Source organism: Snodgrassella sp. W8135, assembly GCF_016101225.1.
In the GTDB taxonomy this organism is placed as follows: domain Bacteria; phylum Pseudomonadota; class Gammaproteobacteria; order Burkholderiales; family Neisseriaceae; genus Snodgrassella; species Snodgrassella alvi.
The window spans coordinates 81,844-98,852 of the sequence record NZ_JACFQX010000004.1 but is presented as its reverse complement, the minus strand read 5'-3'; the positions used below and the strand labels follow the sequence as shown (position 1 = coordinate 98,852).

The window sequence follows — 17,009 nt, the reverse complement described above, 5'->3', positions numbered from 1 at the left end:
TCACCACAACGGAATTAATCCCGCATAGCCATAAAAACAAATAAAAACCAGAATATCGCAATATAATGCTGTAAAAAATTAATATATACATAAATAATGTCTTAGTCCGGAAAATTAATTATATTCAGTATATTAATGTAAACAATATTCTGTGCCGATAGTTGTAATTGTGTAAAATATTGATATGTAATAAAAGCTGGAAGCGATACCATTAACTAGAACCGGCATAAAGCCGGCAAATCAGACACGGCTGCTAATACAAAGTTAACACCGAATATTGAATAAAAATACCGTATCAATCCAAGAATAGTGAGAATCAAATGTCTGGAAGAAAAATATTTACGGCAAGCTGTCTTATCCGGCTAAGTTTATTACTGCTGTCGGCTAGCGCCATCACCTCCTGCGGCGGCGGTTTTGAACCGTTTGTCGGCGTTACTTCCGGTAAAAACAAATCCTATGCCGCGCCGGTTGAGGCTCTGGAATACAACTATGAAAATATGTCCGGCGGTTCAATCAATGGTGGTTGTATTCCCGGTACCAATGGTGTAGATGATTATGAGGTAGGTAAAAAGCGCTACGGAGGTGGTTCTACCTGTGGAGCAGCCTATTTGCCGGCGAAATGGAAACCGGGTATGACCGCACGTATTTATTGGCGGGTTTTACCTTATCCTGCTTGGCATCCTAAAATGTTAAATTTGCCCGGCGTGAATTTTGACGAAAAAGAATCAGCCATTATTAGTCAGTATGATGAAAATCATTCAGCCGTAATACCTTTACCCCCTCCACCTCCATCTATGGGTGATGATTTTGGTAAGACAAGTAATATTACAGTTCATTTCCTAGCTTGTAACCAAATATATATTGATTATGGAACCAAAGATGATGATACCCGAGAAGCAGTCAAGAAACAGTTTGCATTGTATGCGAAAAGTGAGAAACTGTGTACACCACGCCCGACTATCAAATCTATGGCGGATTACCGGCGCAATAAAGCTAAGCTGGATGCAATCAAACAGGAAAGAGCAAATATTAAGCAGGTAATTTTACCGGAATATATAAAGGAACTGGAGCAGCAGGGCAAGCTGCCGGTTAGCAGTAAATAAGTTTTGCAGGCTTGCTATGGTCGCCGGCTGACAACTTACCGGTGCAAGTAAGCTTGCGCCGGCAAGCCTGAACTGTTGTCTTTGCAAAAAAGCCGGCTGATTTAGCCATGGCCGGAATCTGGAATTTTATTAAAATAACGCTATTGTTCCTCTATTGGGGCAGTGGCGTTTTATTATCCGCAGTGAATATGACAAATATCGTTTGAATAATAACAAATCTCCAGTTCCGTGCTGGTTATTGATAATATATTTGCATAAAATGCTGATGGATGTATTTAATTATTTTTAATAAAGCAATAAATATAAATAGGAATACAGACCAGTGGAAAAATAAATTAACAGCTAAATCCTGAATATAAAGATAAAACGTTCAGCTGTTAATTTTGCCGGATTGGTTAGATATGCCGATGGTTTTATTTGATATTATAAATTATTTTCTCTGTTATTATTCTCTCGCTAATAATACGGTATGTGACTATTAAAAATTTATTTGGTTAATGATGTTCTTGCCGGATTTTGTGCTCTTTGTTTCGGGATTGTGTACTGCTATTGCGGATTTTGATGGGAGCAGGTGTATTTTTGATACCGGAATTCTGTAAAGTGTGTGTGTTGGTGATGCTGGCATGTTTTAATCTGATAATATTTCTGACCGATGCAAAGATAATTAAAGCAATACATATTAATACGGAGAATCTGGCGCTTGTTTGCAGTGAGCTTATGCGGTTTTTTCTTCTTACGGTTTTATCAGGGTTGAAATAGTAATGATACAGGCGCAAAAGCAGGGAAGGGGTTGCGGTGCGTGCAGATGTCTGTGTTTCCGGGCTGATTTTCCCTTTGCTTTGGGGCTGTTTATCACTGCCTGTTTGTTGCCGGTTTATTTTTTTAAATTTATTCTGCCGGTTGAATTTGTTTACTCGTACCATGATTAATCCTTTGATATCAGTTGCTTCCTGCCGGATATTCGTGCTCTTAATGCCTGAATAACTATTTGCCGGTATTAACACCTGCACTAAAGATGGTAACTGCGCAGGCTGTATGCCGGATTGTGTCTGGCACTGAAACTGGAAGAAAGCATGTGTTGATAAAAATTTCGGGTTGTTGATTGTGCGGGTAAAGATGTGTGTATTTTTATTTGAATGAATTTTCAAATTTAATTCTGATAATTGTACATAAAAACTTTGTTTTGTAGTCTGATTATTATATGAAATAAATTAATGCTGATATTAATGTATGCATGGGTTTATGGCGGTTCAGTGATTTATTATGGCTTTTTGTAACTGGCTGATGTGATGGGGTTCGTTTCCGGAAGATGTTTTGCTGAAAATATGTTTACGGAATGAATTGTGTTGAAGGCGCAATGCCATTTTAACGGATGTGGTATTACAGCTTGTGTGTTGTATTCTGTGCTTTACGGCTGGCTGGATTTTTATGCTTTGAATATTAAGCATATTTTATTTGGTACGGGCAGTGTGCGTCTGACAGGTAGGTATTGTCGCTGTTGAGTCTGCCCGATGGCAGACAAAGGCAATTTGGGTTTTTCCGGTGATGGATGCTGAATTTAATTAATCGGTAAATTATTGTTTGTATTTCATCTGATTTGGTTTAGTATTTGCTTAATTATTACTAAACTGTTTAATTGATACGTTTTTGGTTAGTATAATTGTATATTGCTTATATAAATTGGGTATATAATTATTACCTTTTAGTTGGTGTTTTCAGGCGTTTTTATTCTGCAAAACACATTTGCACATATTCAGAAGAACTATGCTTAATAAAGATCAGTTTGCCGATAATCATTTTATACGCTCTATTATTGAGGAAGACCTGCAAAGCGGGAAATGCCGGCAGGTAATTACGCGTTTCCCTCCCGAACCTAATGGTTATCTGCATATCGGCCATGCTAAATCGATTTGCCTGAATTTTGGTCTGGCTTATATTTATGATGGTTTGTGTAATCTGCGCTTTGATGATACGAATCCTGAGAAAGAATCGGATGAGTATGTGCGCTCGATTAAGGAAGATGTGCAGTGGCTAGGTTTTCAGTGGCATGAGGAACGTTTTGCTTCAGATTATTTTGAACGTTTGTATGAGTATGCGCTGGAGCTGATTAAAGCAGGTAAGGCGTATGTGGATGATCTGGATGCTGAGGAAATGCGTCAGTATCGAGGTACGTTAACGGAGCCGGGTAAAAACAGCCCGTATCGTGAGCGTACGATAGAAGAAAATCTGGATTTGTTTGCCCGTATGCGCAATGGGGAGTTTCCGGATGGCAGTAAAACGCTGCGGCTGAAAATTGATATGGCTGCGGGCAATATTAATCTGCGTGATCCGGTAATCTACCGTATCCGCCGCGTGCATCATCATCGCACTGGTGATAAATGGGTTATTTATCCGATGTATGATTATACGCATGCGATTTCGGATGCGATTGAAAATATTACTCATTCGCTGTGTACGCTGGAATTTGAATCACACCGGCCGCTGTATGACTGGGTGGTGGAGAATATTACGATTGCGCATCAGCCGCATCAGTATGAGTTTTCACGGCTGGAACTGCTGTATTCGATTACTTCCAAACGCAAGCTGAATCAGCTGGTAGTGCAAGACCATGTGTCCGGCTGGGACGACCCGCGTATGCCGACTATTTCCGGTATGCGCCGCCGCGGTTATACGCCGGAAGGGCTGCGTCTGTTTGCCAAACGGGTAGGTATTTCCAAGAGCGAAAATGTGGTGGATATGAGTGTTCTGGAAGGTGCTATTCGTGAAGATCTGGAAAGTGTGGCACCTCGGATGATTGCGGTGCTCAATCCGATTAAAGTTGAGCTGATTAATTTTGATGAGGCGATAACGCAAAGCCGTGAAGCACCGTTTCATCCGCATCATCCGGAAATGGGCGAGCGTCTGATACCGCTAACGAAAACGATTTATATTGAAGCAGACGATTTTGCGCTGGAGCCGCCTAAAGGCTGGCAGCGTTTAACGCTGGGCGGTGAAGTGCGCCTGCGTTACAGCTATGTGATTAAGTGTGAGGAAGTGGTGCAGGATGCGTCCGGACGGGTGGTGTCGCTGAAATGCTCGATAGACCATGACACGCTGGCTTCTAAGCCGCAGGGACGTAAGGTGAAAGGTGTTATTCACTGGCTGTCTACTGAATATGCTGTGCCGGCTAAGGTGCGGTTGTATGACCGGCTGTTTACTGTGGAACGTCCGGATGCGGTACGCGGTGATGATGGTCAGTATCGTGATTTTACTGAGTTTCTGAATCCGGCCTCGGTAACAGAAATTGATGCACTGGTGGAGCCTGTAGCAAATACGCTGGCACCGGAAACGCGCTATCAGTTTGAGCGTCTGGGCTACTTTGTGACTGACCGCTATGACCATACTGCGGAAAATCCGGTATTTAACCGTACTGTAACTTTGCGTGATACCTGGCAGGCACAGGCTGAGAAGAAATAATTGTGTCTGTATATGGAAAACCGGCTTTTTGAAGCCGGTTTTTTTATGCTGTAAATAATCTGTCCGGTTTATCCGGCAGCTTGCTAAAATGGGGCAGGTTGTGTTTTCTGGTCATTAGAGGCGATTAGATGCGAACAATTCCGGTACGTGCAGGTTATCTGGCCAATTTACCGATGCTGCTCAGTATGATGCTGGCGGCACTGTGGGTATGGTATACGGGCAATACGGCAGAAAGTACGGCACTGTTTCTGGGAATTATTGCCGGCGGGCTGGTGGATCTGGATGATGGATTTACCGGCCGTTTACGCAATCTGTTTTTTACGCTGATACATTTTTCTCTGGCTGCTACTGCGGTGCAGTGGACATTCGGGCATCCGCTGGCGTTTTCGCTGCTGATGGTGTGGGCGGCATTCAGTATGACGATGATGGGTGCTATTGATGTGCGATACCGCACGATTGCTTTTGGTACGCTGCTGGTGATGCTGTATACGGTGCTGACTTATTCGCCGCTTTTACCCTGGTATACCAATCCGATTATGCTGGTTTGCGGTACCAGTTTGTTCAGTCTGTGTACGCTGGTGCTGCATCTGCTGTTTCCCAACCGGCCGGTGCAGGACAATCTGGCCGGCTCTTTTGCCAGACTGGCCGATTATATGCTGGTAAAAGCTCAGTTTTTTGACCCGGATGAGGTGGATTTGCTTGCAGAAAGGGAACTTGAGCTGGCAATGAAAAATACGGCGGTGATTAATGGTTTTAATCAGTGCCGTACTGCTTTGTTTTACCGTCTGCGCCGGCAGCACCGGCAGCGTAGTATTGGCATGCTGCTGCAATATTATCTGACTGCACAGAATATCCATGAACGTATCAGTTCGCGCCATGTTGATTATGCGGCACTGGCGCATAAGCTGGCACATTCTGATTTAATTTACCGTATTCAGCGCTTGATTGTGTTGCAGGCTCAGGCTTGCCGGCAGATGGGTGAATGCCTGCAGGAAGATAAGCCGTATGCATTTAATCTGATGCTTCAGCGTGCCGGTGAAGGTGTACAGCAGGCTGTGGCACGTTATTGTGCAGAACATGGCAGTGATGAGGATTTACCGGGTTTACAGCAGTTAACGGCTAATATTCTGGCGATTAATGAACAGCTGTTGTGGCTGGAACAGGTAAAGAATAACAGTAAAGAACAAAACATCGGTGATTTGCAGATTGCCGGGCTGGATGTTGACCGGATACGCGATATTCTGCCGGCGTTAAAAGCACATTTTACTTTTCAGTCGAATGTGTTGCGCCATGCTGTGCGTCTGGCCATTCTGACTGCTGTTACCTGTGTGGTGGTTGAAAGTTTCCATCTGAAAATGGGTTACTGGATTTTGCTGACCGGGGTTATTGTCTGTCAGCCGAATTATTCGGCAACAACAGCCAGGCTGAAACAAAGAATTGTGGGTACGCTGCTTGGGGTAGTAGTGGGTTCAGCATTGCCTTATTTTGTGCCTGCGCTGTCTGGCAGGCTGATAATTGTGGTGGTTAGTACGGTGCTGTTTTTTGCATTCAGGGTTCGCCGCTACAGTTTCTCCACGTTTTTTATTACGGTTCAGGTGCTGGTGGGTTTTGCGATTATCGGTATGGATACGCAGTCAGCCATGCTGTCACGCTTTACGGATACGATTCTTGGCTCTGTGCTGGCATGGTGTGCGGTATCGTATTTGTGGCCGGACTGGCGTTATCTGACGCTGGGGCGGATTGCCGGGCGCGCCTTAAGTAGTGATGGTGTCTATCTGCGACAGGTAGCGCAGCAGTTGCAGAACGGGCTAAGCGACGATGTTGTTTATCGCGCGGCGCGACGCAATGCACACGAGCTGGCGGTTACGCTGAGTAATACTGTAGCTGATATGTCGATGGAGCCAAAACGTTACGGGCAACATCTGGCTGAGGGTAAAACCTTGCTGCAACTGAATTATGTATTGTTAAGCTGTATTTCTGCACTGGGTGCGATTCGTGCTCAGGTAGATCGCCTGCGTCCACAGCTGACGCCGGAACAGGTGCAATACTGGATGACGATTGCCAGCAGTCTGGCAGAATTGATGGAGCAGAAACCCGATTCCGCACTTTTTCAAACTAAGTGGGAGGCATTGGCAGAGCTGTTAAAAGTGAGCAGGCCGCTGCCGGATGATGATGTGGTTGAAAAGGTATTATGGCGGCAATTGCATCAGATTCATGTACAGCTGCCACTGTACAGGCAGGCTTTGCGGGCTGATGCCGGAGCAGGCAGGATAGCGGCACAGTAATGCGGCAAACAGGCTGTGAAAGTGAATTAATAAACTATGAAAAATCGGGGTGGAATAAAATAATTGTAGCACAAGCGCTCTTTTATCGATTATGCTGTAGATAGTTTTCTTTAAAATTCAATTACAAAGCGTTTTTCAGACGCATGTTATAATTGAAATATCATTTAAATATTAATAATGAGAGGATTATCATGACAGCTGTTAATAAACAAAATGAGGCTTCTTCTCATGTTCCACCACTGATTCCTACTCAGAACGGAACGCTGGAATTACACGATATCACTATTGTTGACCAGAATAAGCTTAAAAAGGCCATTTCTGCCGCTGCACTGGGTAATGCCATGGAGTGGTTTGATTTTGGGGTATATGGTTTTGTGGCTTATGCGCTGGGACAGGTATTTTTTCCGTCTGCTTCGCCCAGTGTGCAGATAATCGCCGCACTGGGTACCTTCTCCGTACCATTTCTGGTGCGCCCGCTTGGTGGTGTATTTTTCGGGATACTTGGCGATCGCTTCGGCCGGCAGAAAGTATTGTCGACTACCATTATTATTATGGCACTCAGTACTTTTTGTATTGGTCTGATTCCATCGTATAACAGTATTGGTATGTGGGCACCTGTGCTGTTGCTGTTGTGTAAGCTGGCTCAAGGGTTTTCTGTGGGCGGTGAATATACGGGAGCGGCTATTTTTGTCGCGGAATATTCACCCGACAGGCAGCGCGGGTTTCTGGGCAGTTTTCTGGATTTTGGTTCAATCTGCGGGTTTGTGCTTGGTGCAGGGCTGGTGGTATTGCTGGAAAATATTATGGGTTCGGCACATTTTCTCTCGTGGGGCTGGCGCATTCCGTTTTTTCTGGCTGCTCCTTTAGGTCTGCTGGGCTTGTATTTGCGCCATGCTGCGGAGGAAACTCCGGCTTTTCAGCAACATCTGGATATGATGGAAAAGGCTGAGCAGGAAGACGTTGGTAACCGGCCTCAGGTTTCGTTTAAGAAAATTATGCAGCGTTTCTGGCCTACACTGCTGGTGAGTGTCGGGCTGGTGTTAACCACAAATATCACTTACTACATGCTGCTGACTTATATGCCTAGCTATTTGTCGCATAATCTGCATTATGGTGAAGATCGCGGTGTGCTGATTATTATTGCAATTATGATTGGTATGATGTTTATGCAGCCGATTATTGGTTTTGTCAGCGATAAAATCGGACGCAAGCCATTTGTGATTGGCGGCTCAATTGCATTGCTGATTCTGGCTATTCCGTGTTTTCAGCTGATTACCAGTGGCAAAGTAGGGCTGATTTTTCTCGGGCTGTTTATTCTGGCGCTGATTCTGAATTCTTTTACCGGTGTTATGGCTTCTACGCTGCCGGCACTGTTTCCTACCCGTATCCGTTACAGTGCTCTGGCCAGTGCATTTAATATTGCGATTATTATTGCCGGTTTAACGCCGACTATTGCCGCTGCGCTGGTGGATGCTACTAATGATTTGTTTATTCCGGCTTATTATCTGATGCTGGTAGGAATTATCGGTATTGTTACCGGTATCTGCCTGAAAGAAACGGCCAACCGCCCGCTGCGCGGTGTGTCTCCTTCTGCTTCGAATAAGCAGGAAGCGCGTGAGCTGCTGGTGCAGACTTATCAGCATATTGAGCAGAGTGTGGATGATATTGATGCAGAAATTGCCCGCTTACAGGAGCAGATAGGTGAGCTGGAAAAGCGTAAGCAGCAATATATTGATTTACATCCGAAGCTGGAGTGAATGATTAAATAGATGGAATAAAATAAAATCAACTGATGTTAACTTGTGTATGTTAATATTAGTTGATTTTTTATTGATATAACATGATGATATGTCAAATTTAATTTATGGAAAAAATTAAAGAAATTACTCAATTAATACTAAATATATTTAAGATTATAAGTATTACATGTCCAACTATTGGAATTATTATTTTTACTTTTTACTGTATGGAGATACATTTTATTCCCCCAGATGTACAAATTAGTGAAACTTTAATATTTATATTAATAACTATAAGTTTTGGTATGCTATATGCATTGATTGTTGGTTTGCTATATTTGACAAATTTAGCAATTTTCTTTTTTGTTTATATATTAATAATAGGATTGCCTTCTATTATTTATTATAAAATAAAAGATTATAAAATTAAAAATTATAAATTAAAAGGAATTCCGTCATTAAGTATTATAATATTTATAATAGTTTATGGAATAATATCAGAAATATTTATATTAGCATTTAGTATTGGATCAGATATTTTTAGTTTAGAAAAAATAGTTATAGTACAAATTTTAATATTTATATTTTTTAGTTTAAAATTCTGTGTTGATAATAATATCTTTAAAAAATTAAAAAAAGTACCAACTCAAAAAATTGAAAAAGAAAAATCTGATAAAAATGAAAAAATTAAAAATATTACATTTTATATATTTTTATTGATTATAATTCTAATAGGAATAGGTCCGTTTTCAACTAATTCATTTAAATTTTCTTTTACTATATATGGTCTTAGAAAAACTAATGTATCACTATTAATAGATAAAAATTATTATAAAGTATTACAAAAAAATATAAATGAATTAAATTCGAAAGATTCTAAATCCAACTTCAAAATTACATGTGATAATAATTTTTGCGAACTAGAACATATAGATATTCTACTAACTAACGTTGGCTCCAAAACTTTAATTTTTATTCCGTCAATAGAGAATAAGACAAAAGGTTTACGTGTGGAGTTACCAAACAGTGCGATAAAATTAAATCTACAGGATTATTCTCAAAGTAATTAAGTTAAAAATTTGAGAAAAGAATCATTAGACGTAGATTGATTAATCAGAAAAAGAAAAATCTTTTTGTACTGATAGTGATGCTTATCTATTATTTAATCAATATTGATAGTAGTTTTAACAGATATTTGATTGATGCGTTGAGGCTGAGGATGATGTTATTACTTTATATCAGAAATGCTTTTATATGGTTTTATCTACGATTTATAATTGATAATACTGCCTGAATAATAGAGTTAATTCTCAGATATATACTTTTAATGAATCATTCAAGTTATTTACCGGCTAAAAAGTATTTTAAGCCGGTAAATTCTAAGCAGATTTTATTTGCCATTCAGAGCTTTATCCAAATCCTGCTGCCGGGATTTTACGGCATCTTCTAGACCTTTTATGCGTTCCTGATAGCGCACGTAGTTGCGTTCATTTCCCATACGAATTTTTTTACCGTCTTCCAGTGCTTTTTTGGCATCGGCAAGGTTTTTACGGGCAGCAGAAATTGCGGCCTGATCGGGCTGGTTGCGGGCGGCTGAATCTGCATCTTTGGAATTGGTATCAGGAGTAGCTACCGCAGGTTTATAGGCAGAAGTTGTTGAGAAATTCCCGCCCAGATTGCTGACAGAATGGCAGTTTTTACCTTTCGGAACTTCGCTGTAACTGTGATTCCCCCGGCTGTCGGTGCATTCATATATCTGTGCCAGTGCAGAAGTGCTTATCAGTGTACACAATGTGGCAAGTATCAGGGATTTTCTCATGATTTATCCTTTATCTGGGTTTACATACGACCAAGTTCCCGCTGTATGGCCTGAATGTTCTGCTGCCGGTCAAGTACCGCACTTTGCAGTTCGGTAATATTACCGCCTTTACCGGTACGGCTGCGGTTCAGTGCCTGCTGTGCCTGAGCAAGAGCATTACGTTCATTGGTCAGCTCCTGCTGCAAAATGGCACGACGGGTATTGTCGCTGCCTTTAGGAACGATATTAACTGTGGGTTGCAGGCCGCTATAGGCTGTTGCTACCTTGGTTGCAGGCCGCGGGCGGCTGCGTATTGTGGCCGAAGCGCTACTGTTGCGGTAACTGGGACGGCTGTCGCTGTAGCTACCGATAGCCGGTAAGTTGGCTACGGCACAATTACCCTTTAGTTTTGAGGTATAGACAACTTCGCCGTTTTCAAGACAGGTATACACTTTTGCAACGGCACTCTGTCCTATAAACAGGCCACTGGTAAATATTAGTATGGGAATGATTTTTTTGTATGTCATTATTGAGCCTTATACTGCAATAATTCAAGTAGTCTGGTTAATGTTTTCGACTTCTTGCTGCCATTCAAGCCATTTTTCTTCAGTCTGAGCTAATTTTACTTTGAGCTCGGCCAATTGGGTAAGGGTTTGTTGTAATTTTGTCTGATTTTCGTCAAGATATGCTTCTTCACTGGCTAGAAATGCTTCATGTTGTTTGCGTTGCTGCTGCCAGTTTCCCATATCCCGTTCGGCTTTTTCGATATTTTTCAATAACGGTTTAATCAGACGGGCACGCTGCTGACGTTGTTGTGCTTCAATGCGTTTCTGCTCTTTGCGATTGTGGTTATCACGCGAATCCTGCGGCTGTTCACCGTTATGCTGATCCTGAGTTAAACGCCACTGGCGGTAATTGCTGAGGTCACCATCAAAGTGTTTCAGTTCGCCATCACTGAGATAAATTAAGGCATCAGTAGTGGATTCAAGCAGACTGCGGTCGTGAGAGACTACGATCAGTGCGCCTTTAAACGTCTGTAATGCTACAGTTAATGCATGGCGCATGTCCAGATCAAGATGGTTTGTCGGTTCGTCCAGCAGCAGCAGGTTCGGTTTTTGCCAGACAATCATTGCCAGTGCCAGACGGGCTTTTTCTCCACCGGAAAAGGGGGCGATTGGTTGTAAAGCCATATCTCCGATGAAGGCAAAGCTACCGAGGAAGTTGCGGATTTCCTGTTCGCGTACGGCCGGTGACAGCTGCTGGATATGCCAGACCGGACTTTGGTCTGCACGCAGTGTTTCGAGCTGATGCTGGGCGAAATAGCCGATTTTGAGTTTTTCCGCACGGATAATCTGGCCGCTTAGTGGTTTCAGGCTGCCGGAAATGGCTTTGATAAGGGTGGATTTACCGCTGCCGTTTACCCCGAGCAGACCATAACGTGCTCCGGATTCAACTGAAAGGTCGATATCGTGCAGAACGGTTTTGTCACCATAGCCAAGGCTGATGTGTTCCAGTTTCAGCAGCGGATTAGGCAGATGGTCAGGCTGCGCAAACTGAAACGAAAACTCACTGTCCAGATGTGCCGGGGCAATGCGTTCAAGCCGTGCCAGTGCTTTGATTCGGCTTTGTGCCTGTACTGCTTTGGTGGCTTTGGCTTTAAAGCGGTCGATAAAGGATTGCAGGTGCTGAATATGAGCCTGCTGTTTAAGATAGGCAGCCTGCTGCTGAGTCAGCCGCTGTGCACGTTCCTGCTGATAAAAATCATAGTTGCCGCCGTAGAGGATAAGCTGCTGTTGTGTCAGTTCAACTGTCTGGGTAGTGGTGGCATTCAGAAAATCACGGTCATGCGAAATGATTATCTGGGTGGTATCCAGACCGGCCAGATGCTGTTCCAGCCACAATACTGTTTCCAGATCCAGATGGTTGGTAGGTTCATCCAGCAGAAGTAAATCCGTACGGCACATCAGTGCCTGAGCCAGATTCAGGCGCATACGCCAGCCACCGCTGAATGATTTTACCGGTTGCTGCTGTTCCTGCTGTGAGAAACCAAGACCGTTGAGCAGTTTGGCTGCACGTGCCGGTGCACTGTATGCGCCGATTTCATCCAGCCTTGCATGATATTCTGCCTGTTTGAAGCCGTCGTCGTCATCTTCGGCCTGTTGCAGTAGCTGTTGCAGTTGCTGCAATTCGCTGTCGCCCTGCAAAACATAGTCCAGGGCGGGAATATCCAGTGCCGGTGTTTCCTGTTTGACAGTGGCCAGTTGCCAGTGTTTGGGTAAACGGATATCACCGCTGTCATGGCTGATTTTACCTTCAATCAGAGCGAACAGGCTGGATTTGCCGGTGCCGTTTTTACCAATCAGGCCGATACGCTGACCCGGATAGATGGTCAGGCTGGCATTATTTAAAAGTTGTTTATTACCACGTTGTAAACTAAGGTTTTTAATTTCAATCATATTAATCTGTGCGGTTAACCGTGCTGAGGGTGCACGGTATTACTGAACAATCTGGCTGAGCGGCCAGCGCGGCTTTACATTAAAACCGGCAGCAGGCTGTGCGTTGCTCAGGTGCATGGCACCGGCAAAAGCAATCATGGCGCCATTATCTGTGCAGTAGGCCATTGGCGGAAAGAATGTCTGTATTCCCGGCAAGTTGCTGAGGCTCTGGCGTAACTGCCAGTTTGCGCCGACACCGCCGGCAACAACCAGCTGCTGATAACCGGTTTGTTTTAATGCCTGTCTGGCTTTGCTGGTGAGTACATCTACTACGGCGTTCTGAAATTCGCGGCAAATATCATTGCGAATTTGCTCCGGAAGCTGTTCTTTACAGCCTGTTTCTGTGCGGATTTTGTTTACTGCGGTCAATACTGCGGTTTTTAAACCGGAAAAACTCATGTTTAAGTCGTGTGAATGCAGCATGGGGCGGGGAAAATGCAGGCTGCCCGGTTGTCCCAGTTTTGCCAGTTCAGACAGTCTGGCACCGCCGGGATAAGACAGGCCAAGCAGTTTGGCGGTTTTATCAAAAGCTTCTCCGGCAGCGTCATCGATGCTTTCACCCAGAAGGGTATAGTCGCCAATCCCTTTTACGGCCATAAACTGGGTATGGCCGCCGGAAACCAGTAAGGCGACGAAGGGAAAGGCAGGTTTGTCTTCGCTCAGTAATGGTGAGAGCATGTGTCCTTCAAGGTGATGTACCGGAATAACCGGTTTGTTCAGGGCGAATGCCAGAGCATTGGCAAAGCTGGCACCGGCCAAAAGTGCACCGCCCAGACCCGGTCCCTGTGTGTAGGCAATAGCGTCGATATCACTGTATGTTTTATCTGCCTCTTGCAGACAGGCCTGAGTAAGCGGTGTCAGCCGGCGGATGTGATCGCGGCTGGCCAGTTCGGGCACGACACCGCCATATTCTGCATGCATGGCAATTTGTGTATGCAGTTGATGAGCCAGCAGACCGAGCGTGCTGTCGTACAGGGCGACGCCGGTTTCATCACAAGAAGATTCTATTCCCAGTACCAACATGTTTGTGTATTTGAAATATCAGCAATAAAGCCGGTTATTTTACCTGTTTTACACGCTTTCGTGACCAAACTGTCAGTATAAGAGGGCAAATGTTTTATAATTTGTAATAAATGACTGCGTGGTTCGCAAACCTCCCACGTCAGGCGGCCGGAAAGAGGGCTTTCCGGCTGGTTCTGAAATCAAAACTAAGGAATCTGGATAATGAAACAATATTCTAAGGCTCTGGTAATTTTTTCCGGCGGTCAGGATTCAACTACCTGCCTGTTGCAGGCTATTGCTGCTTACGGGCGTGAGAATGTGCAGACGATTACGTTTCAGTATGGTCAGCGTCATGCGATTGAGCTGGAAAAAGCACGCTGGATTGCACAGGATCAGGGTGTGGCACAGACAGTGATGGATTTGTCGTTGTTGCAAAGTATTACCCATAATGCGCTGATGGATAAACAGCAGACGATTGAGGCACCGGCTGAAGGGTTGCCCAATACTTTTGTTGACGGACGGAATGCGCTGTTTTTGCTGTATGCAGCCATTTTTGCTAAAGGTCAGGGTATTCATGATGTTATTGCCGGTGTCTGTGAAACAGATTTTTCCGGCTATCCTGATTGCCGTAATGTGTTTGTCCAGTCTATGAATGTAACGCTGAATCTGGCTATGGATTATGAATTCAGGCTGATAACGCCGCTGATGTATCTGGATAAGGCGCAAACCTGGGCATTGGCGGATGAGCTGGGCTATCTGGACTATGTACGGAAACACACACATACCTGTTATGATGGTATAGAGGGCGGTTGTGGTAAATGCCCGAGCTGTGTGTTGCGCGAACGGGGATTACAGGCCTATCTGGCACAAAAAACAGGTGTTTAGTCTGGCTGTACAGCTGTTCTTAGCTTTGGATTAAAAAAATTTACGTGAATAAGCCTGTTTTGCATGGGATTTACATGGTACAAACGTGAGCAGACAGGAAAGGTACAGAAATGAGTGATAATCTGAAAACCAGTATTATTGAATTTCCGCTGGATTTCCCGATTAAGGTAATGGGTGCACAGCATCCGGAATTTGAGGCTAAAGTGCTGGAGGTGGTGCAGCAGCATGCACCGGATACAGCGGCAGAAAATATTAATACCCGTCCGAGCAGTAAGGGTAATTATATTAGTGCAACGGTGGTGGTTCGTGCTGAAAATCAGGAACAGCTGGATAATATTTATCGTGCTTTAAGCAGCCATCCGATGGTGAAAGTTGTACTATGAAAGTGGTACAGCTGGGTTTACGCTCCTATCAGCCGGTTTTTGCGGCTATGCAGGAATTTACTGCACAGCGTACGGCTGATACTGAAGATGAATTATGGGTGGTTGAACATCCGCCGGTATTTACTCAGGGTATGGCTGGTAAGCCCGAACATATTCTGGTGCATGATGATATCGAGGTAGTGCAGATTGACCGGGGCGGACAGGTTACCTATCACGGTCCGGGGCAGCTGGTGGTATATACGCTGATTGATTTCAAGCGCCGGCATATTACTGTGCGTGAGCTGGTCAGCCGGCTGGAAAACAGTATTATTGCTACGCTGGCTGATTACGGAATTACAGCGGTAAATGATCCGAAACGTCCCGGTGTTTATGTGAACGGGCAGAAAATTGCTTCGCTTGGTCTGCGTATTAAACAAGGCGCGGTGTATCATGGGCTGGCACTGAATGTGAATATGGATCTGACTCCGTTTACACATATTAATCCGTGCGGTTATGCCGGTTTGCATATGACCCAGATAGCGGATTTTGTTAAGCCCTGCCCTGAGCTGGCCGATGTGGCTGAGCGTTTAACCGGCTACCTGACTTTAGAATTGAATGCACCTCCGCCTGAGCGGAAATCTACACAGAAAGTTGTACTATGAATCAAGATAACAGCCAAGGGGTAAAACATAAAGGTGCGGAAAAAACTGCGCGCATTCCGATTAAGGTTGTGCCGCTGGAAGAAAAACTGAAAAAGCCGGAATGGATACGGGCACGGCTGCCAAGCAGTCAGAAGTTTTTTGAAATTAAAAGCATTGTGCGTGAGCAGAAGCTGCATACTGTATGCGAAGAAGCCAGCTGTCCGAATATTGGAGAATGTTTCAGCAAGGGTACGGCAACCTTTATGATTATGGGTGATATCTGCACCCGCCGCTGTCCGTTCTGTGATGTGGGACATGGCCGTCCTAATCCGCTTGATCCGCAGGAACCAAAGCATCTGGCTGCTTCAGTGAAAGCAATGAATTTACGTTATGTGGTGATTACTTCGGTTGACCGTGATGATTTACGCGATGGCGGGGCACAGCATTTTGCCGACTGCATTACTGCCATTCGCGAGTCCAGCCCGCATACACAGATAGAAGTGCTGGTGCCTGATTTTCGCGGCCGTCTGGATACCGCGCTGGATATTCTGGCGCAGACACCGCCGGATGTACTGAATCACAATCTGGAAACCGCTCCGCGTCTGTATAAGCAGGCTCGTCCCGGAGCTGATTATCAGCATTCACTGAAACTGCTGAAACAGTACAAGGCATTAAGGCCGGAAGTGGCAACCAAATCCGGTCTGATGGTAGGGCTGGGAGAGAGTGATGAGGAAATTCTGGAAGTTATGCAGGATTTACGTGCTCATGATGTGGAAATGATTACTATCGGCCAGTATTTACAGCCAAGTAACAGCCATTTGCCGGTATTGCGTTATGTTACGCCGCAGCAGTTTAAGGAGTTTGAAAAGCGTGCTTACGAGATGGGCTTTAAGCATGGTGCCATTGGTGCCATGGTACGCTCCAGTTATCATGCTGATGTTCAGGCTGAACATGCGGGTGTCGTTAATGAATAATATTTATCGGGGAGATGCCGGCATCTCCCTTTTTTATTTATTACAGCCGAAAAGTAAAAAAACAGGATGCGCCTGTTTTTTTATATTTAAAGCCGGAAATAATTAAATCAGATAATTTTATATTGTTGAATTAGAATAATAATTGATTATTATTCTCAATTAAAATAATTTGCCAATAGCATAATTTGTGCTTTTGGCAATTTTTTTAGCCTTTTAGACAGTTATTATTAATTATCTCTAAATTGGTGAAAAATAGCAGATATTGTACT

General features: G+C 44.1%; 14 protein-coding genes. 9 read left to right on the top strand and 5 right to left on the bottom strand.

Annotated elements, in window-relative coordinates:
- The first annotated feature begins 320 nt into the window (after positions 1–320).
- Positions 321–1,103, top strand: coding sequence for a DUF3304 domain-containing protein (locus H3T75_RS09045; RefSeq protein WP_198211548.1), 783 nt, complete (start codon positions 321–323; stop codon positions 1,101–1,103).
- A gap of 494 nt (positions 1,104–1,597) precedes the next feature.
- Here the strand turns inward: H3T75_RS09045 and H3T75_RS09040 are convergent, their stop codons facing one another.
- Positions 1,598–2,251, bottom strand: coding sequence for a hypothetical protein (locus H3T75_RS09040; protein ID WP_084585097.1), 654 nt, complete (start codon positions 2,249–2,251; stop codon positions 1,598–1,600).
- Between the two features lie 616 nt (positions 2,252–2,867).
- Here H3T75_RS09040 and H3T75_RS09035 point away from each other — a divergent pair.
- From H3T75_RS09035 to H3T75_RS09020, 4 genes are all read left to right on the top strand, one after another.
- Positions 2,868–4,559: a glutamine--tRNA ligase/YqeY domain fusion protein gene (locus H3T75_RS09035; protein WP_198185610.1), complete on the top strand. Its 1,692-nt coding sequence runs from the start codon at positions 2,868–2,870 to the stop codon at positions 4,557–4,559.
- A gap of 128 nt (positions 4,560–4,687) precedes the next feature.
- Positions 4,688–6,844 (top strand): YccS family putative transporter, encoded by a 2,157-nt coding sequence (yccS, locus tag H3T75_RS09030; RefSeq protein ID WP_198211547.1) that lies wholly within the window; start codon positions 4,688–4,690, stop codon positions 6,842–6,844.
- A gap of 191 nt (positions 6,845–7,035) precedes the next feature.
- Complete coding sequence (proP, locus tag H3T75_RS09025) at positions 7,036–8,601, top strand: glycine betaine/L-proline transporter ProP (protein WP_084585094.1); 1,566 nt, start codon at positions 7,036–7,038, stop codon at positions 8,599–8,601.
- 107 nt (positions 8,602–8,708) lie between these two features.
- Positions 8,709–9,653 (top strand): hypothetical protein, encoded by a 945-nt coding sequence (locus H3T75_RS09020; protein WP_198211546.1) that lies wholly within the window; start codon positions 8,709–8,711, stop codon positions 9,651–9,653.
- Positions 9,654–9,973: 320 nt separating this feature from the next.
- Here the strand turns inward: H3T75_RS09020 and H3T75_RS09015 are convergent, their stop codons facing one another.
- The 4 genes from H3T75_RS09015 to tsaD are packed head-to-tail and all read right to left on the bottom strand — an operon-like array spanning position 9,974 to position 13,899.
- Complete coding sequence (locus H3T75_RS09015) at positions 9,974–10,402, bottom strand: DUF4124 domain-containing protein (RefSeq protein ID WP_078474794.1); 429 nt, start codon at positions 10,400–10,402, stop codon at positions 9,974–9,976.
- Between the two features lie 20 nt (positions 10,403–10,422).
- On the bottom strand, positions 10,423–10,908 hold the full coding sequence (locus H3T75_RS09010; RefSeq protein ID WP_025330034.1) for a hypothetical protein: 486 nt from the start codon (positions 10,906–10,908) through the stop codon (positions 10,423–10,425).
- A 24-nt stretch (positions 10,909–10,932) separates the two neighbouring features.
- On the bottom strand, positions 10,933–12,837 hold the full coding sequence (locus tag H3T75_RS09005) for an ATP-binding cassette domain-containing protein (RefSeq protein ID WP_084585868.1): 1,905 nt from the start codon (positions 12,835–12,837) through the stop codon (positions 10,933–10,935).
- 39 nt (positions 12,838–12,876) lie between these two features.
- On the bottom strand, positions 12,877–13,899 hold the full coding sequence (gene tsaD, locus H3T75_RS09000; RefSeq protein ID WP_198211545.1) for a tRNA (adenosine(37)-N6)-threonylcarbamoyltransferase complex transferase subunit TsaD: 1,023 nt from the start codon (positions 13,897–13,899) through the stop codon (positions 12,877–12,879).
- 201 nt (positions 13,900–14,100) lie between these two features.
- Between tsaD and queC the strand changes: the two genes are divergently transcribed.
- From queC to lipA, 4 genes are all read left to right on the top strand, one after another.
- A complete protein-coding gene (gene queC, locus H3T75_RS08995; protein WP_198207614.1) occupies positions 14,101–14,763 on the top strand; it encodes a 7-cyano-7-deazaguanine synthase QueC in 663 nt (220 codons plus the stop codon).
- 110 nt (positions 14,764–14,873) lie between these two features.
- On the top strand, positions 14,874–15,146 hold the full coding sequence (locus H3T75_RS08990) for a YbeD family protein (RefSeq protein WP_025330038.1): 273 nt from the start codon (positions 14,874–14,876) through the stop codon (positions 15,144–15,146).
- Positions 15,143–15,787, top strand: a complete 645-nt coding sequence (lipB, locus tag H3T75_RS08985; protein WP_025330039.1) for a lipoyl(octanoyl) transferase LipB — start codon at positions 15,143–15,145, stop codon at positions 15,785–15,787. The genes H3T75_RS08990 and lipB overlap by 4 nt, the downstream gene beginning before the upstream one ends.
- Complete coding sequence (gene lipA / locus H3T75_RS08980; RefSeq protein ID WP_025330040.1) at positions 15,784–16,740, top strand: lipoyl synthase; 957 nt, start codon at positions 15,784–15,786, stop codon at positions 16,738–16,740. The genes lipB and lipA overlap by 4 nt, the downstream gene beginning before the upstream one ends.
- Positions 16,741–17,009 lie beyond the last annotated feature (269 nt).